A 23,151-nucleotide genomic window follows, 5' to 3' on the forward strand; every position below is an offset into this window, starting at 1 on the left:
ATTGCAATAAAATGAAAAATACAAACCTCATCCAGGACAATATTAATAACCTTACTGATTTCTGGAAAACCGTTGGAACTCCTTTCCTCTCCTATCATAAAAATGATACTTTCGAATACTGCAAAATCGAAAATTCGGGTTGGCCCAATAAATTGTGGTTGCGTAAAGACATTGCTAAAAAAGACTTACCGGATATGATCAAAACTATGAAATCCAATTTGGGTTTGGTTCTACCGTATTGGGATATCTTCGGAACAAAGTCTTTTGAAATACTTGAAGCATACGGTTTTTCGTTAAAAACCGAACAAGTCGCAATGGCATTAAAATTAAATAAAAAATTCAAACTTGAACATGACCTTAGCTTCAAAAAAATTGATAATGAACAAGACGCCAAAATCTGGTCAGACTTATATCCTAATGCTTTTGGTTATGTAATCAGCAAAGAAATCCTGATTCAGCATTATACAAATGTTCATTTTTATTTGGTATCTAATGAAGATCAACCCATCGGCACTTTTATGCTTTTTCAAACCGGAAACACTATAGGAATTCATGGCGTTGGTGTGATCCCGGAGATGCGAAGAAAAGGATTTGCCGAAGAAATCATGAAATTTGCACTTAATCTATCGATAGATTTAAAAGCTGAATATGCTTTATTACAAGCTTCTGCAATGGGAAAAGACATTTATACCAGATTAGGTTTTGAGGATTTGTTTGTCATTAAAAATTATATTTTGAAGGCGTTGTAATGGCACACGGATGATACGGATTTGCTTCGCAAAAGCACGGATTGACACGGATTTTTTATTTTCAATCTTGTCATCGGGAACGAAGGATCACACTCGAAACTTCGTAAAGTAATTCCGTAATCTTTGTCGAGTCTCTTTGCGGAGCCTCTTTGTCGAGCTACTAGTGTGATCCTTCGTTCCTCAGGAGGACAAACTGTATGAAAAACTCTGTTTAAAAAATCTATATTCTATTCTCTACATTCTATTCTCTTTATTCTATTCTCTTTATTCTATTCTCTACATTCTATTCTCTACATTCTATTCTCTACATTCTCAAAAAAAATCTAAAATCTAAAATCTAAAATTCCTCAACTTGTCCTAAATGACCTTAAAATAGTCGTAAATAACTATTCGCACAAAAAATAACATTTGTAAGTTTGTAATACATTAACTAATAACCATTTAAAAACAAACCTATGAAAAAAGCTAAAATTATTTTTTGGATTACTACGATTATTATTTTCTTATTCGAAGGCGTTATGCCGGCACTAACTTCTCAGTCTGAGATGGCAAAAGAAGGACTCAAACATTTGGGATATCCGGAATATTTCGGGGTTGCTTTAGTTATCTTTAAAATATTAGGTGTTTTGGCATTGGTGATTCCGCAAGTGCCCAAAAATGTAAAAGAGTGGGCTTATGCCGGATTTGGTTTCGATTTTATATTTGCCTCTATAAGTCATTTTGCAGTTGACGGAGTTGGTTTTCAATCCTTTTTTCCGTTGATCTTTTTGGTAATCCTTGCAATTTCATATCATTATTACCACAAAATCGAACGATATAAAAATATCGCTTTATAATCAGAAATAATGATCGAAGTTTTTAAAACAAATGTTCAGAAAGTGGAACAATCAGAAATGATTGTCGAAAAACTTTTGAAACACTTTCCAAACAGCGCTATCAATTTTGATTTGGAAGATTGTGATAAAATTTTAAGAATTCATAGTTTATCAATTTCAAGCAGAAAAATTATTGCAATTCTTAAAGCGAACGGTTTCTATTGTGAAGTTCTTACCTAAGAAACAAACACAATAATCTGATTTTTAAATAACTAAATTTAAATTTATAGTATTAATTATAAAATCAAAAAACATGAATTTACCATCAGGACATCAGACTATAATGCCTTATTTAATTTTAAAAGGCGCATCTCAATTTATTGATTTCTGCAAAAAAGTTTTTGATGCAAAAGATTCTAATCAGCAAGTTTTACGAGATGACGGGACTGTTATGCATGCTGAAATTATACTCAGCGGAAGTACCATCATGGTGACCGATGAAACTAAAGACTGGTCGCAACAAAACGCAAATTTATTTGTTTATGTTCCTGATGCTGACGAAACGTATCAAAAAGCGCTGGATAATGGCGCGACAAGTCTAATGGGGCTAAGCGATCAGGATTATGGCAGAACTTGCGGGGTCACGGATCCTTTTGGTAATATCTGGTGGATTACCTCTGTTAAACAGTAAATAACAACGCGATGAAAACAGCACTTCAAAAAAATATTGTTGACACCTTTAAAAAATTTAACGAAACGCTTTCCTCCTTTTCCGAAGAAGAAATTAATACCGTTCCGTATAAAGGTAGCTGGACACCTGGTCAGGTAGTGCAGCATATCGTCCTGGGCAATTCCGGTTATCCTGAATTATTTGCAGGAAAAACAAAAGCTACTATTCGTAAATACGACGAACATGTAAAAGAACTCGAAGCTATTTTTTTGAATTTCAGTATCAAAATGGATTCACCGGATTTTTTACAACCTGAATTAAAAAACTACAATAAAAACTCGTTGACTTTATCTTTGCTTAAAATAGAATCTGATTTATTAAACGCTTCCGAAAATTATGACTTAACATTAACTTGTCTGGATTTTCAGATTCCGGGGTTTGAAAATTTCACGATCTATGAATGGATTAATTTTGCACTTGTACATTCTCAAAGGCACATTCATCAACTGCAAAAAATTTCAAATTATATAACGACATTATAATTATAAAAACGCAATATTTTTATTGATATGAAATCAAAATCAGGAACTATTTTTTTATCCGGATTAATCGCAGGAACATTAGATATTCTTGCAGCAGTTATAATTTATGCTGTAGTACTGGAAAAAACAACTGCCATCAAAATTCTTCAGTCTATTGCAAGTGGCGTGTTTAAGAAAGAAGCTTATACCGGAGGAACGCAAATGGCCTGGTACGGACTTGGATTTCATTATCTGATTGCTTTTATTTTTGCCTGGTTTTATTTTATAATATATTCGTATTTGCCATTTCTTAAAAAAAACGTGATCCTTTCGGGAATTTTGTACGGCATATTGGTCTGGATCATAATGAATCTTATTGTGCTTCCAATCGTATTTCCTCTGTTACCTGAAAAGCACTTCGATTTTCCGTTGCTCTTATCGATATTAATTTTGATAGTATGCATTGGACTTCCGATCGCCTCGATTACAAGAAAGTATTATTCTTTTCGTTAAAGTCTCGGTTTTCAGTCGCAGTCGCAGTCTCAGTCGCAGTTTTCAGTCGCAGTTGCAGTATGCGGAGTAAATTTAATATTTAAAAAAATCTCATTTTCAGCTGCAGTAAGAACTGAAAACCGGGACTGTATCCTTAGTAGCAGTCTTACTCGCAGTTTAAACAAAAAAAATCCCGGTTTCCAGTTTACATTAAACCTGTAAACCGAAAACCGGGACTGTATACTTCCTTATTACTAAACGTTTCGTCTTCCTGTAATTAATGAAATTACGAATAATACCAAAAATATAAAGAATAAAACTTTTGCAATGCTAGCTGCTCCGGCGGCAATTCCGCCAAAACCAAAAATTCCTGCTATAATAGCCAGAATAATAAATGTAACTGTCCAACGTAACATAATCTTAGTTATTTAATTAATAAATGACATTTTAATATATAAAATGTTTGTTTATTCAAAGATCAATAATTCGTACAAAATGCTTTAACTCTAAACGTTAATTTTGTATCGCAATCAACTATAAATCAGATTTTTGACTTACTTTTATAATTCTCCAATTCTGTTACAAAATTCCCACATAAATGCTTTTGAGTTAATTTTTTGCTCGATTGGATTAATCGGGCCTTGGGGCTTAAAGTAATTTTAGATAAATATTTTAAAAGATATGAAAGTAGCTCAGCAACGGCCAAATTCATATTCTTATATGTACCAAAATGACTTATTAACTGAACTAAAACAGAATCCCAATGAAAACGATATCAAATAAATCTAAAATAGTTTTTCTATCTACATTTCCACCAACACAATGCGGAATCGCTACTTATACACAAGACACTATAAAAGGAATTACGGACGTTTTTGGTAAATCAATTACTTGCGAAGTTTGCGAATTAGTAAAAGAACCAAAAGAGAACCCTACTCAGGCTTATACATTAAATACAAAAAACAAAGAGGAATATACTAAAGTTGCTCATGAAATCAATAAGGATAAGGCGGTAAAATTGGTTCATATTCAGCATGAATTTGGTTTGTTTGATGGAAATTACGGAGACTATTTATTAGATTTTTTGAATGAGGTAAAAAAACCTTTAACTTACACATTTCACAGTGTGATCCAAAATCCTAATAAAGAATTAAAAACATTTGTAAAACTGTTGCTTTCTTACAGCAATTCGGTTTTTGTGATGACCAATAAGTCAAAAGAAATTTTGATGAGAGACTATGACATCGCCGAAGACATTATTACTTGTGTGCCACACGGAACTCATATTGTAATTTACGAAGCGCCACAACAAGCCAAAGAAAAATTCAATATTCAGGACCGAAAAGTACTGGCTACGTTTGGTCTTTTAGGAGAAGGAAAAAATATTGAAACAGGCTTAAAAGCCCTTCCTAAAATTATTGAAAACACACCAAATGCATTGTATCTAATCATTGGCAAAACACACCCAAATTTAATAATTGATGGTGTTGATGCGTACCGTGATAAACTTGAAGGCATTGTTGCCGATTTAAATTTACAGAATCACGTACGTTTTGTAAATGAATATTTAGATACTAATGAACTTTTAGATTATTTAAAAGCTGCAGATATTTACATGTTCACTTCAAAGGATCCAAATCAGGCAGTGAGCGGCACTTTTGCATATGCAATGAGTTGCGCTTGTCCTATTGTAGCATCAAAAATTCCGCATACTTTAGAAGTTTTAACTCCTGATTCCGGAATATTGGTAGATATTGGAGAAGTAGATCAATTTGCTGATGCAGCGATTAAATTACTTTCTAATGATGATTTAAGAGAAGAAATGGGAATTAATGCATTTAGAAAAACCAGAGCATCATCGTGGGAAAATGTGGCCATTACTCATATGAACACTTACAAACAATTAATTGACAATCCGGCAGAAATAAAATTTAGCTATCCATCAATTCAGTTAGGACACATCAAAAAAATGACTACTGACTTGGGTATTATCCAGTTTAGCAAAATTTCGATCCCGGATTTAGAGTCAGGATATACATTAGATGATAATGCACGTGCATTAATTGCCATTTGCATGCACTACAAACTTACTCAGGACAAGGAAGATTTAGCCTATATCTTAATTTATTTAGACTTTATTATTCGCTGCCAGCAGCCAAAAGGAAACTTTATCAATTATGTCGATCAGGAAAATCGCGAGCATATCGAACAAAATGCCGAAGTAAACCTGGAAGATTCTAATGCAAGAGCAATTTGGGCTCTAGGAACTGTAGTGGCCAACAAAGAAATCTTACCTGAAACTATTATTAAAAAAGCTTCGCAATGTTTATTAAACTCATTAAAATGGGCCGAAAGTATTCAATCGCCTCGTTCTATTGGTTTTGCAACAAAAGGATTATACTTATACCATACTGCTGTTCCTAACTTATATGTAGCGGCAATTATCAATAAACTGAATGCTAAATTGCTTTCTAATTATGAAATCCACGCCTCACACGATTGGAAATGGTTTGAAAATTACATGACTTACGGAAATGGAATTTTACCGGAGTCTATGCTTTTTGCTTTTTTAACCACCAATAAACCTATTTATAAAAAAGTGGCTTTAGATTCTCTTGACTTTTTAATGTCGAAAATGTTTAAGGATAAAAACTTCAAAGTTATTTCTAATAATGGATGGCTGCACAGAGATTCGCAAGAACAAGTACACGAGTACGGAGAACAGCCTATAGATGTTGCTTACACGATTCATACCTTAAATTCATTTTACAGTGCTTTTGGTACTCCTGAGTACAAGCAAAAAATGAAACTGGCTTTTAACTGGTTTTTAGGAAAAAATCATTTGGGAGAAATTATGTACAATCCAATAAGCGGCGGTGGTTACGACGGACTCGAAAAAGAAAATGTCAACTTAAATCAGGGAGCTGAATCAACGGTTTGCTTTTTAACTGCCAGATTATTAATGGAAAACCTTAAACAATCTGAAATAAAAGTGATTCCGCTAATGAAAGCTAAAGCCGGAATTGCGATCAATTCATAATTGAATTACAATATATTCTAACTAAATATACTATTGAACCCAAAATCCCTTTTTATAAAGGGATTTTTTGTTTTTTAACATTTTTACCGCAACGCAACTTTATATTAATTATTGTGTTGCATTATGTTAATTATATAAACTTCTAAAAAAGTTGTGTAAGATTTTTTCTGTACTTCTAAAGTAATTTTAAGTTATCATAATCAAGGGGTACACTACCCCATAAACAGTTGATTTTCATGCATTAGCATTAACTTAAAAACATAGTATTTTGATACTTACTCTAAAAAATACATTTACAGAAATAGGAAATGCAACAGTGTTTGCAAAGCAGTTTTTTAAGGAGGTTTTTGTTCCGCCTTATGAAACAAAGGAGTTTTTGAAACAATGTTATGTTATTGGCTATAAATCATTACCACTGGTGGCTATAACCGGATTTATTATGGGTTTGGTGCTTACACTGCAATCCAGGCCAACCTTAGTAAAATTTGGAGCCGAATCCTGGTTGCCGGGTATGGTAGCTCTTTCTTTAATAAGGGAGATTGCTCCTGTAATTACAGCCTTAATTTGCGCAGGTAAAATTTCATCAGGAATTGGTGCGGAATTAGGTTCTATGAAAGTAACAGAACAAATTGATGCTATGGAAGTTTCAGCCATCAATCCTTATAACTATTTGGTAGTAACAAGAATTTTGGCCTGTACTTTAATGGTGCCTATATTAGTTTTCTTTGCTGATGCGATAGGTATTATAGGCGGATATGTAGGTATTAATATTCATGGTGATGTCAACTTTTATCGCTATCTGACCCAAATTCTGCAATCACTTGAATTTTTAGATATAATCCCGGCAACGGTCAAAACATTCTTCTTTGGATTTTTTATCGGAATGATTGGATGTTATAAAGGTTTTAATGCTTCAAACGGAACCGAAAGTGTAGGAAAAGCAGCAAACTCTGCAGTAGTCACCGCTTCGTTAACCATTTTTATTATTGATATGGTTGCTGTACAAATAACCGATTTATTTTTTTAAGATGATTAAGGAAAAAGAAAATATAGAAAAAGATAAAGTCTCTAAAACCAAAAAGCAAGATCCTATCATTGTCATTAAAGACTTGCACAAAACTTTTGGTAAAGACAACAAAGTCCTGCAAGGTGTAAATCTTACTGTAAACAAAGGCGAGGATTTGGTAATCTTAGGACGTTCAGGATCAGGAAAATCGGTAACGATAAAATGTATTGTTGGATTAATTGAACCTGATAAAGGCGAAATAAAAGTTTTTGACGAAAATGTACTGAACCTGACAAAACCGGAACTGAATGAAATTAGAGTCCGAATTGGATTTTTGTTCCAAAGCGGCGCTTTATACGATTCGATGTCGGTTCGGGAAAATCTGGCTTTTACATTAAAAAAGCATAAAAGAGAACTAACTTCTGAGGAAGTCGAAAGTGAAGTAATGGAAGCGCTGGACAATGTAGGTTTAAGCGATGCTATCGACAAAATGCCATCTGAATTATCCGGAGGAATGCAAAAGAGAATTGGCCTTGCCAGAACTCTAATCCTTAAACCGGAAATCATATTATACGATGAGCCCACAACAGGATTAGATACGATAACATCTCGTGAAATAAGCGAATTGATTCTGGACATCAAACACAAACGCAAAACCACATCTATCATTATTACGCATGATATGGCTTGTGCAAAACTCACAGCCGACAGAATTATGGTTTTGAAAGATGGAGTTATACATGCCGAAGGAACATACGAAGAACTAGAAAAAGACGAAGACGAATGGGTTCGTTCTTTTTTTCAATAATACTAAAAATAAATAATTAGAAATCATGGATAAGCAATCTGGATATACTTGGAAATTAGGAATGTTTGTAACAATAGGTTTATTGCTTTTTATAATGGCGATTTACTTTATAGGGAAACAAAAAAATCTTTTTGGTTCGACATTCAACATCACATCACAGTTTAAAACCGTAAGCGGTTTGGAAGTGGGTAATAATGTTCGTTTTTCAGGAATTAATATCGGAACGGTAGAAGAAATTCAATTAATAAACGATTCTTCGGTTGTAGTAAGAATGGTGATTAAGGATGAAGTTCGTGAATTTATTAAAACAGATGCCCGTGCCAGTATTGGTTCTGACGGATTAATGGGAGACAAAGTTCTGACTATTTCTCCAGGTGTTAAATCTACCAAAATAATCGAAAACGGCGGAGCAATTGCTTCTGTTAACGGAATTGAGATGCAGGATTTAATGAAAAGCGTTAAAAAAAGTGTTGATAATGCAGCTGTAATAACAGATGAATTAGCCATTTTTAGTCATAGTATGAATACCGGAAATGGTGCTTTGGCGCGATTAGTTCGTGATGATAAAATGGCGAACAGTGTTTCGAATACACTTTCGAACTTAGAATCCGGTACCAAAGGTTTTAGCGAAAATATGGAAGCCGCAAAAAGTAATTTTCTTCTTAAAGGATATTTCAAGAAAAAAGAGAAAGAAAAAGAAAAGAAAAAAGAGGAAATAAAAGAGCAACAAGAAGAGCAGCTGAAAAAAGCAGAAAAAGCTAAAGAAGAAAAGGCGAAGGAAGACAAAGAGAAAGCTGAAAAAGCCGAAAAAGAAAAGGAAAAAGCAGCAGAGAAAGCCAAAGAAGAAAAAGAAAAACTGGAAAAACAAAAAGCTGAAGAGGCAAAAAAAGCTGAAAAAGGAAAATAAAAAACATGCCGGATAAAATTACTTTCACTCAAAGCAATATCTTTTTTACGTAAAAAATTACACGCCTCTCGCCATTATTCTATGAGCCATATTTTAAAATCTATCCATACCTTTTTTATGGAATAAATTGAAATACTATGAAAACTTCATATAAAAATATAAGCCTGAAAATATTAAAAGTAACAGGAATAGTAATAGCAAGTATCTTGCTATTATTGTTTTTGATACCATTGCTATTTCCCGGAACCGTTGCTACAGAAGTAAAAAAAATCGCCAACGAGCGATTAGACACTAAACTGGATTTTTCGAAATCCAGACTTTCGTTTTTTACACACTTTCCTTCCCTGACTGTTTCTCTTGATGATTTGTCAATGACAGGATCGGCGCCTTTTAGCAATGATACTTTGCTAAAAGCAGAACAGGTCGCTTTTGGTATCAACCTGAAAAGACTGATTTTTGATAACGAAGTAAAAATTAATAAATTATATGTTTCTAAAGCCTTAATTAATATAATGGTCAACCAAAAAGGACAGGCCAATTATAACATTTATGTAGCTCCCGAAGATCGCGATAAAAAAACGGACGATCCTAATGCTCCGGAAGAAGGAACTGCGATTCGTTTAGAACGAATTGATCTTGAAGATTGTCATGTAAAATACAACGATCGTTCTGCCAAAATACTGGTCGATGCAAAAGGCTTTAATTATGTTGGAAAAGGAAACTTAAGTGAAGATATTTTTGACTTAAATACCGATGCCAGAATCGATAATGTCGATTTTTATTACGACCGTACCGCTTATCTTAGAAAAAAAGAAGTTCGTGCTGATTTAATTACCCGAATTAATACACATGCACTTTCGTTTATACTTCAAAAAAATGAATTGCGAATCAATAAATTACCACTAAAATTTACTGGTTTGTTTACTATTTTAAGAGAAGGATATAAAATTAATATCAAAGCAGCTTCTGAAAACACTACGCTAAAGGATTTATTTTCTGTAATGCCTCCGGAATATTTAACCTGGATGAATGAAACCGAAATCTCAGGTAATAGTGATTTGCTTTTTACTTTTAAAGGCGATTATAATGTTGCCAAAAAGCAAAAACCGGATTTAGCTTTTAATTTAAAAATCGATAAAGGTGCAATCAATTATCAGAATGCTCCTGCCCCATTAACTGATTTTCAGATGAATCTAAATGCAATTTTGCCTTCTCTTGACATCGAAAAACTTTTAATCAATCTAAAAACTTTTAAATTTAAAGTAGGCGAGAAAGATTATTTTACCGCTTATTTACGCAGCAAAGGATTTAACGAAATGACCGTAGATGCAAGCGTAAAAGGTGCATTAGATCTGGCTACAGTTGATGCTGCTATAGGTCTAAGCAGTATTGATCTAAAAGGAACTTTAAAAACAAATATTCAGGCTAAAGGTATTTTTAGTACTTCAAAAAAATTATTCCCAAAAACCATTGGCGGCATTTCATTGCGCAACGGATGGCTAAAAACCGACTCGTATCCTAATCCTATCAAAGACATCACTTTTGTAGCCAATGTACTCAACAAAGCCGGAACTTTTCAGGATTTGATTGTTGCTGTTGCTCCGGCATCATTTGTTTTTGAGGGAAGTCCGATGTATGTAAATGCTACTTTATCAGATTTTAGTGATTTGGCTTATAATGCCAAAATAAAAGGAGAGCTAAACGTGGGACGAATTTATCAGGTTTTCTCGCAAAAAGGACTTGATGTAACGGGTTATGCAAAAGCAGATCTTTCGCTTAAAGGAAAACAAAGTTATGCCACAAAAGGACAATATGATAAGCTGGACAATAAGGGAACTATTATTTTAAAAAACATCAAAGCTACATCAGAACTTTTTCCAAAAGCATTTTTTATCAAACAAGGGAATTTCCGTTTTCAGAATGAGAAAATGTGGTTCGAAAAATTCGATGCCACTTACGGAAAATCAGATTTTGCCATAAACGGATATTTACTCAATACGATTAATTATTTTTTGGAATCCCACGGAACATTGAGCGGAGATTTTAAAATGAAATCAAAACTGATTAATGTTGATGAATTTATGGCGCTTAAAGAAGGGGAAAATACAGATCGTAATCTTGAAGTAGAATATGCAAAAGAAGATCATCCTAAAATGAGCGGAGTGGTTATTGTACCTAAAAACTTAAATGTGGCCCTGACTGCAGATGCGGATAAAGTAGAATATAACGGACTGGTTTTAAATAAACTTAACGGTAAAGTTGGAATGACAAAAGCGGGTTTTTATTTAGAAAACGCCAATTTTAATATTATAGATTGTTTGGTAGGAATCAATGCTACTTATAAAGACGAGTCGCCAACATCTGCCCATTTTGATGCTCATTTTACTGCCAAAGATTTTAGCGTTCAAAGAGCATACAAAGAAATTCCGATGTTTCGTGAAATGGTGTCTGCTGCAGAAAAAGCACAGGGAATTATTTCTGTAGATTATAAAATAAAAGGTGATTTAGACGGAAACATGAGCCCTATTTATCCTTCTCTTGAAGGAGGCGGAAAATTGAATTTACGTGACGTACAAGTCAAAGGATTAAAATTATTTGATGGGATTAGTTCACAAACCGGACAAAAAGGTTTGGACGATCCTAATTTAAAAGGAATCGAAATCAATTCTACAATCGATAATAATTTAATTCATATTGAAGATTTTACTTTTAGTGTCGCCAGTTTCAGGCCCACAATAAAGGGAACGACAAGTTTCGACGGACTTTTGGATTTAAGAATGCGATTAGGCTTACCTCCTTTTGGAATCATAGGATTTCCTATTGTAATTACAGGAACGCATCAGGATCCTAAAATTAAAATATTTAGCAAAACGGGTCAAAAAATCAATGCTGCTGTTTATGACGAAAAACACAACAAACTTATTCGTAAAGAAAAAGTGAGTAAACGTAAAAGGTAAAATGAAAATGAAAACAAAAAAATCTAAAGGAAGTGGCGCTTTCGAAAAATTTGCCACAAATGTTTCTAAAGCTGCCGGAAGTACTACAGCGTTTATAGGTGCTTTTTTGATCGTGGTGGCGTGGGCAGTTTCAGGTCCCATTTTTGGCTACTCAGAAACCTGGCAGCTGGTAATCAATACCGGAACGACAATTATAACTTTTTTGATGGTTTTTTTAATTCAGAAAGCACAAAATAAAGATTCGCTTGCAATTCAGTTAAAGCTAAACGAGCTGGTTGCTTCAAATGAATACTCCAGCAATAGCTTAGTTGATATTGAAAGCATGACCGAAGAAGAGATGATGATTGTTCAGAAATATTACCACAAACTTAGTGAACTCGCCAAAAATGAGGAAAGCATCAGAAGTTCACATTCTATTGCGGAAGCCTCTGAACAACACGAACGCAAAGACAAAAACAGAACTAAATTACGTACCCGAAATATAACAAAAAAATGAAACTACGTTCCTCTGAAACTTTCTGGCCATTAAAAAGTGCCATGAGATACAGCTACCCGTCTATAGATTCAGATCTTAATACAGAAATTTTAATTATTGGCGGAGGAATTACAGGAGCTTTAATTGCATATCAATTAATCTCAGCAGGAAAAAAAGTTGTACTAGTTGATCGCCGCGACGTTGCTAACGGAAGCACTGCCGCAAGTACTGCTTTGCTGCAATATGAAATCGATGTTCCGTTGCATGAACTCATCAAAATCAGAGGTGTAGAATGTGCCGTTGACAGTTACACAAATGGAAAAAAAGCAATTTTTGATTTAAGGACTATCATAGATACCATAAAAAGTGAATGCCAGTTCGAATTTAAAAAAAGTATTTATTACTGTTCCTTAAAAAAAGATATCCCCTTTTTGAGAAATGAATTTAAGTGCAGAAAAGAACATGGATTTGATGTAAACTGGCTCGAAAGATGGGATCTTGAAAAAATGGGCTTAAATGCCATTGCAGCGATAGAATCTAAAACTGCAGCCGTTATGGATCCTTACAGACTGGCGAATGATTTACTGCATTACTGCAAAAAAAAGGGAATGCAAATTTATGATCGTACCAATATTACCTCAATACAGCATCAAAAAGCAAAATCTATTGCCCATACCGAAAATAAATTTACAATCACCGCAGAACATATTATTCATTGCAGCGGTTACGAAAGTACCGAAACGCTAACTGAGAAAGTAGTTGACTTAAAAAGTACGTATGTAATTGCATCAGAAAACATAGAAATGTTACCTGCAGCATTTAAGAATGCTATTTTCTGGGATACTTCTTCACCATATTTGTATTTCAGGGTAACCTCAGACAACAGGATTATTATGGGTGGCGGTGATGAAGATTTTAAGGATGCCAAAAAACGTGACAAATTATTAGATAAAAAAGAACAATATCTTTTAAGACATTTTAAGAAAAAATTCCCCAAAATCAATTTTAAAATTGACTATTCCTGGGCAGGAACTTTTGGCGAAACTAAAGATGGTTTGCCTTACTTTGGAAAACCGGATCCCAACAAAAACGAACATTACGTTTTGGGCTTTGGAGGCAACGGAATTACTTTTAGCGTTATCGGCATGAACTCAATTCTGGATTCTATTAATAATAAAAAAAATCAGGATTTAGAGTATTATAGGTTTGGACGTTAATTTTTAAGATACTAAGGTTCTAAGAAACTAAGATTCTAAGTTTTTCTTCGAGACGCACAATGGTGCGTCTTTTTTTTTGTAGATAGAACGCTGTAATTGCAAATTGAAGACATGTAATGATTTATTATCTACTCCTAAACAAAATATCTAATGAAAACCAGTGCCATAGCCCTGATAGAAGCGGTATCCTTTTTCTGGCTCCTTTAGCCAGGAAAAGATACAAGTGGATAGCAGGAAACAGCTCCTGAAAAATAGTATGAACATAAAAAAAAGACGCACTTGATGTACGTCTTAGTATATAGTATAATTTTTCGCAAATAAAAAACTTAAAATCTTAGTGTCTTAGAACCTCAGCAACTTTTCAATCAAGCTGTAATAGCCAATGGATTCAAGTTGAATTTATATTCTTTTGGACTGCAATTGAATTTTTGTTTGAATATTTTTGAGAAATAGCTTCTGCTGGTAAAACCAATGCAATAAACTATTTCGGATATATTAAGATCAGAAGTTCTGATTAAGATTTCGGCTTTTAAAACGCGCATGTGCGTTATATAATCGTTTACGGTTCTGTTATGTATGAGTTTAAAACCTTCCTGCAATTTATTTGGCGACAAACCTGACTTTTTGCTTAGGGATTTAATGGTAAAAGCTTCTTCTGGATTGGCTCTAATGGCTTCAGAAAGTTCTTTTATTTCTTCCATTTCGCGTAAGGTAAGACAATTAGTATCTTTTGCACTGACGCTTAAATCATCTGTATGCTGCTGAATTTCCATTGCGAGAATAATTCGAAGAATTCCTTCTTTCAAAAGATTTCTAACTATTCCGGTTTGCGTAATGGCATTTAATTGTTCGATTTTTTCGGCAATTTTCAGGTTGTAAGAACCTACGTAAAAGAAATCCTGAACATTATTATTTTCAAAGAAAGTTTCTTTTACTTTTTGATTCAGAGAATTTGTAGGATCCTGATGCAAAAGCTGGGTTCCTACTATTATAAGGGTAAATTTTGTTTTTTTATCTTTTTCGAAAAACAATACATTGTCCTGATTTTTCTTTGATGTAACTATCGCGGTCTGAAATGTTTTAAATTTTCGCTCTTCGCCGGTACTGCCAAAACTATGAGATAAACTTCCTTTAGAACAATACGCAAAATAAACTGGCGATTCTATTGGGTTTACAACATCCATTCGAACATCTTCAGCGAAAGTCATATCGAACTCAACATACGAAATATTATCATTAAAAGAGGCACCAATTATAGCACCTTTTGCAAAACTATTGTTCGTTTCAAGTCTATATTCGTCTAAATCAAAAGTTACTTTACCGCCGAAGTTTGTTTGTAATTCTTCAAAAATATTTTGAATTCTTTCTGTGTTTATAGTAACTATTTTCATTTTGCAAGGGATTTAAAATTCAACATCATTTTATATAGATTTATAAAAAAAGAAAAGCCAATTTGTGGTTCCGGATTTCTAAAAATCAACAAATCAAAGTTCGCTCACAAGTGAACGAAAAGTGTTATATAATTTTTCGAAATTGTTTTATAATTACTTATGAATGATGTTTTTAACAGTAATATTTTTTACCTTTCTTCTATAAATAGTACAACATATATGAAGAGTTTTTCTTTTTCGCCTATCGCTAATGATGATGCTAATGTTTTGATTTTAGGCACAATGCCCGGAACAAAATCATTAGAACTAAATCAATATTACGGTCATAACCAAAATAATTTCTGGAAATTCATGTTTGAGATTTTTAAGGAAGATTTTTCGAATGATTATGAAAAGAGAAAAGCGCTTTTGCAAAAAAACAAAGTTGCATTATGGGATGTGCTGCAGTTTTGCGACAGGATTGGAAGTTTGGATAGTGCTATAAAAAATGAAATAGCAAATGACTTTGAAACATTTTTAGAGCAACATCCAAACATTAAAACCATACTATTCAACGGGCAAAAGGCAGCTGCTTTCTTTAAGAAATATGTTCAATTAAAGAAAAATTATGAGTTTATTACTTTACCTTCTACAAGCCCTGCTAATGCAAGTCAAACCTATCAGTCTAAAGTACAGCAATGGAAAATTATAAGTTCGCTATAATGACACATCAATCACAATATCAACAACTTAAATCTGCATCATTATGAATTTATAGAGAAAAAAAATAACTATTCAGCTTAGAAAGTTGAAATAATGTAACATTTACACTTTAAAATATAAAAGCTTTTTTTATCAGATCAACTAATTTTACCAAACAAAATAAAGCCATTGAAAAAAGAGGATGCAGATTGAGGCTTTTTTTTAAATATAGATACTACTAAGAGAACTTTTAAATAAGTTTAATTATAAAGAGAACATTGGTTATGTTAGTTTATTTTTGGAAAAAAAGCTATTCTATTTTTTAGGGTAGCTTTTGTTTTTTAATATCACACCATAAACAAAATAAATTATGAAAATTCAGACTTACTACAATCATATCAGGTTCTACACCCCTCATCATTTTGTTTACTACCCTATTCTGACTATCTTTTTGGCTGCAAGTATTTACTTTGCTTTTACTACAAACGATACGCTAATATGGTCTTTTATAAGCGTTGTTTTTGTGTTTTTATTTTGCCTGGCTTTTATGCTTCGTCAGCATTATGCCCTGATTCTTCAAAACCGAATTGTACGTCTCGAAATTCGGTATCGCTATTTTACTCTTACCGGAAAAAGATTTGAGGAAATTGAATACAAACTAACCGATGATCAAATTTTCGGCCTTCGTTTTGCTCCGGATGACGAACTGCTGCCTCTTATAGAAGACGCGCTAAAAAATAACCTTAGCGGAGATGCCATAAAAAAAGCGATCGTGCACTGGAAAGCCGATTATAACAGGGTTTAGCAATGGCAAAAGCAATGGCAATGACAAAAATCAATGGCAATGGCAATATCAATTGCAATGGCAAAAATCAATTGCAATGGCAATATCAATTTCAATGGCAATATCAATGGTAATGGTAATGGCAATATCAATTTTAAATTTCAATTCAAAAATTAATATGAATGTCTAAATTAAAAATCAATTTGACTTAGACTTTTTTTCTTTTATAATTGAATAAAATGTACATTAAGAACCCTATTAACCAGGCTCCCACAACAACAGCAAAGAAGATTTCAATAATAGAGGGATGAAGATAATTGGGTTGGTAAAACAAACGTTCCAATGTATCAAATTTATCTGTTAGCGCCTTTCTGTCATAATTATTTCTAATCGCATTCAGAGGTTCATTATCATGATTTTGATAAAACCTAACGTCTTTGGCCAGATCTCTTGGTACTATACTTGTTTCGATCTTATATTTTCTTAAAAGTGTATCCAGCTTTTGAAAATTATAGAGTAACGAATCTTCTTTAATGGTATAAAGCAGCTTATATCGTTTTACCGCAGCATCATATTGTTGTTTCTCTATCGCAATACCTTTTACAGGCTTGTACAAAGCTTTATTTTTTATAAATATGCAAATATCCTCGTCATAGTCAGGATTTACATTCCTGCCTTTGTAGATGATTTCGGTGCTGTCTTTTATAGTATTTTTTTTGATGATACGCTCCAGAAGTTCTTTTTTACCAAAACCAATGCTGTCTAAAATCGTACTCGTTGCTGTAGAGAGTTTATCTAAATCTGCTGTTAACATTTTTAGCGTGTCAATACTGTAATAATTATATTCTACACTATAATAGCTACCAATCAAAGTACTGTCGGCAACTTCAATAACCGGATACGGTTTTGGGTATAATATATTTACAGGATTAAATAATTTCTCTGAACTGTACGAAGTATAATTATACAAAAACGGACGTAAGACATTCAGCAATACTTTGTCCTTATTCAGCTTTTTCTCAGACAATTCAGTTCTTAATTTGGCATTTAGTCCAAAACTATAACTAATAAAAAATGAAAAACTAAAAAAAGAAATAAGGAGCAATAAGCCTCCTATTTTAAGCAGTTTTACAAAAGAATAATTTTGTTTCGAGTGGTTCTTTAATAAAAAAATCAGGAAAAAAAGCAAAAACAAACCTGTTATAAAAAATTGCGAAATAGAAACATCATCATAAAACTTAAACCTGTAAAACTCGGTATAGATGTCGATATTCCCAATTCCTTCAAACTTAAAATAGCCATATAAAAAATAGCCTAAATGAATCAATAATAGTACTACGAAAGACTTTACAAGGTATTGTTTTAATTTTTTATCCATAATTGTTTTCAGATTTACTCTCAAATATAGCCTAATCAATTACAATGGCAATGGCAAAAATCAATATCAATGAAAATTACAATGGCAATGGCAACTACAATGGCAATGGCAATGGCAAAAATCAATTACAATCAAAAATAAGATAGAATACAAAATTTTAAAAAAAATATTTCATTGATACTCTTTTTGATATTGAAATTGAGTTTTGAAATTGATATTGAATTTTGATATTGATATTGAATTTTGATATTGATATTGAATTTTGATATTGAATTTTGATATTGAATTTTGCCATTGCCATTGATATTGAATTAGGGCGTGCCATCATCGCGGCGGACTACTTCTATCCCTCACGCGGCTCACTTTTTTATAAGACATTTTTCCGAAAATTGCCATTCTAATAACAAAGGTTTCTAAATTAAATGAATACTAACAAAGCCTACCAAACCTATAATTTACTGATATTCAGATCTAATTTATAAATTACAAGATCTAAAAACAAAAATGAATGTTTTTTTTTGTTAACTTTAAGTGTTAAAATTTTATCAATAAATTTAAAAATAAATCCAATGAAAAAATTATTTTATTTTTTGATAGTTTCTCTTTCCTTTCTTTCAATTCAGGCACAAACCACTGCAGAAATTCCTTCAGAACATTCTTTACCTTCTCTGCAAGGAAATAGTTCAGAAGACTTTCAGGACTATGATGCTAACGAGTTACCCTGGCACGCAAGACGTTTTAAAGTAACTGCCGGAGTTTTTTTTCCTGTCAATAATACACAAATCCAAGTGGGCAGCAACAATGGAAATCGTGGTACAGAAATAGATCTGGAAGATGATTTAGGATTTTCAAAATCAAGTACTTCCTTTGTGGGAACATTTGACTGGCGTATTTCAAGAAGATCAAGATTGGGTTTTGAATTTTTTGCCCTTGACAGAAGTTCATCGAAAACTTTACAAAAAGAAATTAATTTTGGAGAACACACCTATAATATAAACACAAGGGTTAATGCCTTTTTTGATGTTCAAATTGCCCGAATTGCCTATGGTTATGCCTTTTTATCTCAACCAAAATATGAGGCCGGTTTGCTAATTGGTGCTCACGTTTTATTTGCTGATTTAGGAATACGCGTTGAAGCCAATCAGGCAATTGCAGAGTATAGAGATAATTTTAATTTTACTGCACCATTACCGGATGTGGGAATCTGGGGAGAATTTGTTTTAGCAAAACGATTTGGCTTATATGTTAATGCCAATTATCTTGCCCTAAAAATTGATAATATTGATGGCCGTATCATAAGTTATAATTTAGCTCTTTCTTATAATGTGCATCAAAATTTCAGTCTTACTGCAGGATATACAGGATTAAATTTTAAAGTAGATACTGAAAGAGACAGGCTAAACGGATATTTAAAATGGGGCTATAACGGTCCCACTATTAGTGCTGCTTATACTTTTGGGAATCATGTTAAGCTATATAAGCATTAGTTTTTTTAAAGGACCTAAGTTTCTAAGGTACTAAGATTCTAAGTTTTAGATACAAATGGTCAAAGGTTTTTTTCTGAAACTTGAAACTTGAAACCTGAAACCTGAAACTTGAAAAAATAACAAACCCGATAACTATTACAGCTATCGGGTTTTATTGCTCAAACTTAAACTTAACTCAAAATAAAACTTACTAACTTATTTTTCTATTGGAGTAAATTTTATAGCTGTTCCTCCTCCAGCTGCCAATTTAAGATCTAATATTGTTTTGCTATTTACTTTTTGTTTTGAAATGGTCACAGGATACGGATTTGTTTTGTAATTTGCTCCTGCTCCATCTGCATACACTTCGGCTTCGTATTCTTTTCCGGCATCTAAAAACGATAATGCAACTTTAAGATTTCTGGCATAACTATTTGTGATAGCTCCCAAATACCAGTCTTTCTCGTCCCAGTCTTTTCTGGCAATGGTGGTATATTCTCCTATTTTAGAATCTAAAACTTTGGTATCAGACCACGTACACGGAACATCTTTTATGAACTGAAATTCCGGTTTTCCTTCGTAATTCTCCGGTAAATCTGATGCCATTTGCAACGGACTGAAAATAATGACATACAAGGCCAACTGGTTTGCCAAAGTCGTTTGTACTCTTGCTCCTGATGGTGTTTTATAATCAAAATTGAAATTCCCCGGCGTATAATCAAACGGTCCTGAAAGCATTCTGGTAAAAGGCAAAGTGGTTAAATGTTCCGGTGTATTTCCGCCGTCGACAGACCATGCGTTGTATTCCTGTCCTCTTCCGCCTTCTTGCGTCATAAAGTTTGGGTACGTACGCTGTAATCCGGTTCCTTTTATAGGTTCGTGATTGTCGATCATGATATGATATTTAGCCGCAGTTTCCATTACTTTTCTGTAATGACGTGCTCCGTATTGGCTATCGTGCCATTCTTTTTTATCCAGATATTTATTTACATAACCCGTTTTTACAGTATTTACGCCCATTTTCTGATACAGTTTAAAAGCATCTATTAATTGGCTTTCGTAATGTTTTGTGGCTCCAGCCGTTTCGTGATGTCCTATTAAACGAACATTTTTAATAGCGGCGTATTTAGTAATTTCTTCCAGATTAAAATCAGGATAGGCTTTTACAAAACTAAAAGAAGAGCCATCTGCAGTCCAGTCGCCATCCCAGCCTTCGTTCCAGCCTTCTACCAGAACTCCGTCAAGATTGTTTTTCGCCGCAAAATCAATGTATTCTTTTGTGTTTTTAGTCGTCGCGCCATGTTTTGGTCCTTGTCCCCAAGTGAATTTTTCTAAATGCATTCCCCACCAGATTCCGATATATTTTGAAGGTGTAATCCAGGAAAGGTCTTCAATTTTTGAAGGATCATTTAAATTTAGCATGATGGTCGAAGTGGCTACTTCTCCAGGATTTTTTCCCACTACAATGGTTCTCCACGGAGTTCTAAAAGGCGTTTGAGCATATACTTTTACACCATTAGCCCATGGCACTAATTCGCTTTTGTATTGTTTATCATTTGTTTTAAGTAACGTCATTGAGGCAAAATCGGTTAAGTTGGCTTCGTGAATCGCCACAAATAATTTTTCTTTGGTTTCTAGAGTAGCCGGTGTATTGATAGTATCGGTTTTACTAACAGCAGTTTTACGGTAGGTACTTTCGTAATAGCTGTTTTCGCGATGCACGGGAATCCACCACACCTCATTATCTGATTTAAAAGTGAATTGCGTGATTTCGTTTGAAATTTCTACTTTCCCTAAATTAGGCTGTTTTGGAAATTCGTATCTAAAACCAACACCGTCATCAAAAACCCTGAAAACAATATCAACCAGACGTTCTTCACCTTTTGATTCTTTCAAATGCACAATCAGTTCATTGTGGTGATCTCTTACTTTTTTGAATTCGCCCCAAGGCTGTTCCCAGGTTTCATCAGCTGCTTTTTCTTCGGTGGAAACCACTTCAAAACCTTCTGTCATTTTTTGGATTCCTTTAAATTCAAATCCTAATAACGAAGGTTCTATAACAGATTTTCCGTTTGATGTTAAACTATATTGCGGCTGACCCGAAGGAGTTAATTCAAAAATTAATTCGGTATTTTTTCCGGGAGAACTTATTTTGTATGTTTTTTTAGTACTGCAGGCAACGATCAACATTGATGCTAAAGCGATTAGACAGTATCTATATTTTATGTTTTTCATTATTTAATTGTATTAATGACAACTCTTTATTTAATTTCGTTTAGTAACTGTTTTGCTTTTGCTGGCTGCATAGAGACAAAATAATTAAAAGCCTGATCTAATTTTTTCTGGGCATCGGCATTGCCTTTCTTTTCTAATCTCAGATTATACATTTTACTGATTTCAGGAAAAACAGTCTCGGCACTTTTTACGCCCGCAAATGCTTTTACTTTTTCGATATAGGTATAACCAAATTCTACTGTTGGTTCGAACATTGTTCCTTCTCCAAAGTCATTCCATGTAATTAATTGCAGGTAATTTAAATTTGCATTTTTAGCCAGAGCAAGTGTTTCATCAAGAGTTGCTCCATTGTTGTGTTCTATTGTCCATCCAATTGCAGCTCCGCCACCACCTTCGGCATAAAAATCTTTAAAACCGGGATAAGCGCCTCCCATTGCAACAGCTAATTTTGGTTTGTTATTGGTATAAAAATCACTGAGATAAGTGTTATTTTTATATACCCAGGCATATTCTCCCGAGGCATTATCTCCGGCATCTACAGATTCGTTCCAGAGTGTTAAAAAAGTAGGTTTTGTTGTCAGAACATTAAAAACGTTCGTCCATTCGGCTGGTGTTTGTAATACGATTGGACCGAAATTAAGCAGTAATGGTTTTCCGTTTATTTTGATGTAATTTTTATCATCAAAATAGTTTTTCTCCATATAAGATAAATCGGTTTTGGCTGCACTGGTAACCGAAATTGCTTTTCCGGCGTTGACAACATTTGGCAAAAATCGGTCTTCATAAACAATGGCATATTCTAGTCCAACTTTGTCCAGCATCGCGATAAGCTGTTCTGTATTTTCTTTTACCATTCGATAATCGTTTACATCAAAAGTGCCGTACCAATCGATCAAAACACCATCGATTCCTGAATATTTCATCAATAATAAATGATTTTCGATCACATTTTTATCGCCTGAATGATAAGGGCCAATGAGCGGATAATAGTACGACGCAATGTCTCTGCGATTGTTTGCGCCAATGTTATTTGGATTTTTGTTGGCCATTGTCCAGTGATATCCCCATTTTTTATCGGCACTACTTTCATTGGTTTCAAACCAAGGCATATAATGAACATAAATTTTGGTGCTATTTGTTTTTTCAATCGCAACAGGTTCAATTGTTTCCGGTTCTGTGGGAGTATCAGAATTTTTATCATCGCTGCTACAACCGGCGGCGACTAAAACATTCATGATCCCAAAAAACAATAATGTGATAGCTCTTTTCATATTGACGTTTTATTTGTTTTTATTTTTTTGCCACTGAATTTTCTCACGCAGATTTGGCAGATTGAGCTGATTTTTTTTGCCACAGATTAAAAGATTATCACAGATTTTTTAATCATTTTAATTTTGAAAAACTTTGGCTAAAATTATTTCACGCAGATTTAAATTGATTGAAGCAGATTTTGCAGATGACTTTATTTTTTTAATCAAAATTAAATCCGCTTTAATCTGAAGAATCTGCGTGAAACAAAAATCATTTTAATCTTGTAATCTGTGGCAAAAATTATTTTT

Annotated in this window: 21 protein-coding genes; 16 read left to right on the plus strand and 5 right to left on the minus strand. The window is 33.5% G+C overall.

The window, feature by feature from the left end; all coding sequences use genetic code 11:
• The first annotated feature begins 11 nt into the window (after positions 1 to 11).
• The 6 genes from B0M43_RS20370 to B0M43_RS20395 all read left to right on the plus strand — a co-directional run bounded on the left by B0M43_RS20370 (position 12) and on the right by B0M43_RS20395 (position 3,268).
• A complete protein-coding gene (locus B0M43_RS20370; protein ID WP_078007975.1) occupies positions 12 to 749 on the plus strand; it encodes a GNAT family N-acetyltransferase in 738 nt (245 codons plus the stop codon).
• Positions 750 to 1,204: 455 nt separating this feature from the next.
• Positions 1,205 to 1,585 carry a DoxX family protein gene (locus B0M43_RS20375; RefSeq protein WP_065449074.1) on the plus strand — a complete coding sequence of 127 codons (381 nt, stop codon included), beginning with the start codon at positions 1,205 to 1,207 and terminating at the stop codon, positions 1,583 to 1,585.
• A gap of 9 nt (positions 1,586 to 1,594) precedes the next feature.
• Positions 1,595 to 1,804: a hypothetical protein gene (locus B0M43_RS20380; RefSeq protein WP_065449075.1), complete on the plus strand. Its 210-nt coding sequence runs from the start codon at positions 1,595 to 1,597 to the stop codon at positions 1,802 to 1,804.
• A 73-nt stretch (positions 1,805 to 1,877) separates the two neighbouring features.
• Positions 1,878 to 2,255, plus strand: coding sequence for a VOC family protein (locus B0M43_RS20385; protein ID WP_078007976.1), 378 nt, complete (start codon positions 1,878 to 1,880; stop codon positions 2,253 to 2,255).
• Positions 2,256 to 2,266: 11 nt separating this feature from the next.
• On the plus strand, positions 2,267 to 2,776 hold the full coding sequence (locus B0M43_RS20390) for a DinB family protein (RefSeq protein WP_078007977.1): 510 nt from the start codon (positions 2,267 to 2,269) through the stop codon (positions 2,774 to 2,776).
• A gap of 27 nt (positions 2,777 to 2,803) precedes the next feature.
• Positions 2,804 to 3,268 carry a DUF1440 domain-containing protein gene (locus B0M43_RS20395; RefSeq protein ID WP_078007978.1) on the plus strand — a complete coding sequence of 155 codons (465 nt, stop codon included), beginning with the start codon at positions 2,804 to 2,806 and terminating at the stop codon, positions 3,266 to 3,268.
• A gap of 233 nt (positions 3,269 to 3,501) precedes the next feature.
• Here B0M43_RS20395 and B0M43_RS20400 read toward each other — a convergent pair whose 3' ends face one another.
• A complete protein-coding gene (locus B0M43_RS20400) occupies positions 3,502 to 3,663 on the minus strand; it encodes a DUF1328 family protein (RefSeq protein ID WP_065449079.1) in 162 nt (53 codons plus the stop codon).
• A 347-nt stretch (positions 3,664 to 4,010) separates the two neighbouring features.
• Between B0M43_RS20400 and B0M43_RS20405 the strand changes: the two genes are divergently transcribed.
• From B0M43_RS20405 to B0M43_RS20435, 7 genes are all read left to right on the plus strand, one after another.
• On the plus strand, positions 4,011 to 6,287 hold the full coding sequence (locus B0M43_RS20405; RefSeq protein WP_078007979.1) for a glycosyltransferase: 2,277 nt from the start codon (positions 4,011 to 4,013) through the stop codon (positions 6,285 to 6,287).
• A 268-nt stretch (positions 6,288 to 6,555) separates the two neighbouring features.
• On the plus strand, positions 6,556 to 7,314 hold the full coding sequence (locus B0M43_RS20410) for an ABC transporter permease (protein WP_065449081.1): 759 nt from the start codon (positions 6,556 to 6,558) through the stop codon (positions 7,312 to 7,314).
• A 1-nt stretch (position 7,315) separates the two neighbouring features.
• Positions 7,316 to 8,101 (plus strand): ABC transporter ATP-binding protein, encoded by a 786-nt coding sequence (locus B0M43_RS20415; RefSeq protein WP_078007980.1) that lies wholly within the window; start codon positions 7,316 to 7,318, stop codon positions 8,099 to 8,101.
• Positions 8,102 to 8,126: 25 nt separating this feature from the next.
• Complete coding sequence (locus B0M43_RS20420; RefSeq protein ID WP_078007981.1) at positions 8,127 to 9,008, plus strand: MlaD family protein; 882 nt, start codon at positions 8,127 to 8,129, stop codon at positions 9,006 to 9,008.
• A gap of 137 nt (positions 9,009 to 9,145) precedes the next feature.
• A complete protein-coding gene (locus B0M43_RS20425; RefSeq protein WP_078007982.1) occupies positions 9,146 to 11,965 on the plus strand; it encodes an AsmA family protein in 2,820 nt (939 codons plus the stop codon).
• Between the two features lie 7 nt (positions 11,966 to 11,972).
• On the plus strand, positions 11,973 to 12,461 hold the full coding sequence (locus B0M43_RS20430) for a low affinity iron permease family protein (RefSeq protein ID WP_065449132.1): 489 nt from the start codon (positions 11,973 to 11,975) through the stop codon (positions 12,459 to 12,461).
• Positions 12,458 to 13,657 (plus strand): FAD-binding oxidoreductase, encoded by a 1,200-nt coding sequence (locus B0M43_RS20435; protein WP_078007983.1) that lies wholly within the window; start codon positions 12,458 to 12,460, stop codon positions 13,655 to 13,657. Before B0M43_RS20430 ends, B0M43_RS20435 begins: the two co-directional genes overlap by 4 nt.
• 365 nt (positions 13,658 to 14,022) lie before the next feature.
• On the opposite strand, the gene B0M43_RS20440 is transcribed toward B0M43_RS20435, so the two are convergent.
• The gene (locus B0M43_RS20440; RefSeq protein WP_078007984.1) at positions 14,023 to 15,048 is read right to left on the minus strand and encodes an AraC family transcriptional regulator; all 1,026 of its coding nucleotides are present in this window, start codon (positions 15,046 to 15,048) and stop codon (positions 14,023 to 14,025) included.
• Positions 15,049 to 15,267: 219 nt separating this feature from the next.
• Between B0M43_RS20440 and B0M43_RS20445 the strand changes: the two genes are divergently transcribed.
• Both B0M43_RS20445 and B0M43_RS20450 read left to right on the plus strand, forming a co-directional pair.
• Complete coding sequence (locus B0M43_RS20445; RefSeq protein WP_078008031.1) at positions 15,268 to 15,750, plus strand: DNA-deoxyinosine glycosylase; 483 nt, start codon at positions 15,268 to 15,270, stop codon at positions 15,748 to 15,750.
• A gap of 349 nt (positions 15,751 to 16,099) precedes the next feature.
• The gene (locus tag B0M43_RS20450; protein ID WP_078007985.1) at positions 16,100 to 16,534 is read left to right on the plus strand and encodes a DUF6526 family protein; all 435 of its coding nucleotides are present in this window, start codon (positions 16,100 to 16,102) and stop codon (positions 16,532 to 16,534) included.
• A 187-nt stretch (positions 16,535 to 16,721) separates the two neighbouring features.
• Here the strand turns inward: B0M43_RS20450 and B0M43_RS20455 are convergent, their stop codons facing one another.
• Positions 16,722 to 17,891 carry a hypothetical protein gene (locus B0M43_RS20455; protein ID WP_168199967.1) on the minus strand — a complete coding sequence of 390 codons (1,170 nt, stop codon included), beginning with the start codon at positions 17,889 to 17,891 and terminating at the stop codon, positions 16,722 to 16,724.
• 569 nt (positions 17,892 to 18,460) lie between these two features.
• On the opposite strand from B0M43_RS20455, the gene B0M43_RS20460 reads away from it, so the two are divergent.
• Entirely contained in the window at positions 18,461 to 19,378 is a 918-nt protein-coding gene (locus B0M43_RS20460; protein WP_078008033.1) for a hypothetical protein, read from the plus strand.
• 195 nt (positions 19,379 to 19,573) lie between these two features.
• Here the strand turns inward: B0M43_RS20460 and B0M43_RS20465 are convergent, their stop codons facing one another.
• Together B0M43_RS20465 and B0M43_RS20470 are read right to left on the minus strand one after the other, a co-directional pair.
• Positions 19,574 to 21,592: a glycoside hydrolase family 97 protein gene (locus B0M43_RS20465; RefSeq protein ID WP_078007986.1), complete on the minus strand. Its 2,019-nt coding sequence runs from the start codon at positions 21,590 to 21,592 to the stop codon at positions 19,574 to 19,576.
• 26 nt (positions 21,593 to 21,618) lie between these two features.
• On the minus strand, positions 21,619 to 22,863 hold the full coding sequence (locus tag B0M43_RS20470) for a glycoside hydrolase family 71/99-like protein (RefSeq protein ID WP_078007987.1): 1,245 nt from the start codon (positions 22,861 to 22,863) through the stop codon (positions 21,619 to 21,621).
• Positions 22,864 to 23,151: the final 288 nt, after the last annotated feature.

This window comes from Flavobacterium sp. KBS0721 (assembly GCF_002007065.3).
GTDB lineage: Bacteria > Bacteroidota > Bacteroidia > Flavobacteriales > Flavobacteriaceae > Flavobacterium > Flavobacterium piscis.

What these genes read in the sequence shown, in the direction of transcription:
- B0M43_RS20370 (WP_078007975.1), top strand. Translation starts at nt 12, where the DNA reads ATGAAAAATACAAACCTCATCCAGGACAATATTAATAACCTTACTGAT.
- B0M43_RS20375 (WP_065449074.1), top strand. Translation starts at nt 1,205, where the DNA reads ATGAAAAAAGCTAAAATTATTTTTTGGATTACTACGATTATTATTTTC.
- B0M43_RS20380 (WP_065449075.1), top strand. Translation starts at nt 1,595, where the DNA reads ATGATCGAAGTTTTTAAAACAAATGTTCAGAAAGTGGAACAATCAGAA.
- B0M43_RS20385 (WP_078007976.1), top strand. Translation starts at nt 1,878, where the DNA reads ATGAATTTACCATCAGGACATCAGACTATAATGCCTTATTTAATTTTA.
- B0M43_RS20390 (WP_078007977.1), top strand. Translation starts at nt 2,267, where the DNA reads ATGAAAACAGCACTTCAAAAAAATATTGTTGACACCTTTAAAAAATTT.
- B0M43_RS20395 (WP_078007978.1), top strand. Translation starts at nt 2,804, where the DNA reads ATGAAATCAAAATCAGGAACTATTTTTTTATCCGGATTAATCGCAGGA.
- B0M43_RS20400 (WP_065449079.1), bottom strand. Translation starts at nt 3,663, where the DNA reads ATGTTACGTTGGACAGTTACATTTATTATTCTGGCTATTATAGCAGGA.
- B0M43_RS20405 (WP_078007979.1), top strand. Translation starts at nt 4,011, where the DNA reads ATGAAAACGATATCAAATAAATCTAAAATAGTTTTTCTATCTACATTT.
- B0M43_RS20415 (WP_078007980.1), top strand. Translation starts at nt 7,316, where the DNA reads ATGATTAAGGAAAAAGAAAATATAGAAAAAGATAAAGTCTCTAAAACC.
- B0M43_RS20420 (WP_078007981.1), top strand. Translation starts at nt 8,127, where the DNA reads ATGGATAAGCAATCTGGATATACTTGGAAATTAGGAATGTTTGTAACA.
- B0M43_RS20425 (WP_078007982.1), top strand. Translation starts at nt 9,146, where the DNA reads ATGAAAACTTCATATAAAAATATAAGCCTGAAAATATTAAAAGTAACA.
- B0M43_RS20430 (WP_065449132.1), top strand. Translation starts at nt 11,973, where the DNA reads ATGAAAACAAAAAAATCTAAAGGAAGTGGCGCTTTCGAAAAATTTGCC.
- B0M43_RS20435 (WP_078007983.1), top strand. Translation starts at nt 12,458, where the DNA reads ATGAAACTACGTTCCTCTGAAACTTTCTGGCCATTAAAAAGTGCCATG.
- B0M43_RS20440 (WP_078007984.1), bottom strand. Translation starts at nt 15,048, where the DNA reads ATGAAAATAGTTACTATAAACACAGAAAGAATTCAAAATATTTTTGAA.
- B0M43_RS20445 (WP_078008031.1), top strand. Translation starts at nt 15,268, where the DNA reads ATGAAGAGTTTTTCTTTTTCGCCTATCGCTAATGATGATGCTAATGTT.
- B0M43_RS20450 (WP_078007985.1), top strand. Translation starts at nt 16,100, where the DNA reads ATGAAAATTCAGACTTACTACAATCATATCAGGTTCTACACCCCTCAT.
- B0M43_RS20455 (WP_168199967.1), bottom strand. Translation starts at nt 17,891, where the DNA reads ATGGATAAAAAATTAAAACAATACCTTGTAAAGTCTTTCGTAGTACTA.
- B0M43_RS20460 (WP_078008033.1), top strand. Translation starts at nt 18,461, where the DNA reads ATGAAAAAATTATTTTATTTTTTGATAGTTTCTCTTTCCTTTCTTTCA.
- B0M43_RS20465 (WP_078007986.1), bottom strand. Translation starts at nt 21,592, where the DNA reads ATGAAAAACATAAAATATAGATACTGTCTAATCGCTTTAGCATCAATG.
- B0M43_RS20470 (WP_078007987.1), bottom strand. Translation starts at nt 22,863, where the DNA reads ATGAAAAGAGCTATCACATTATTGTTTTTTGGGATCATGAATGTTTTA.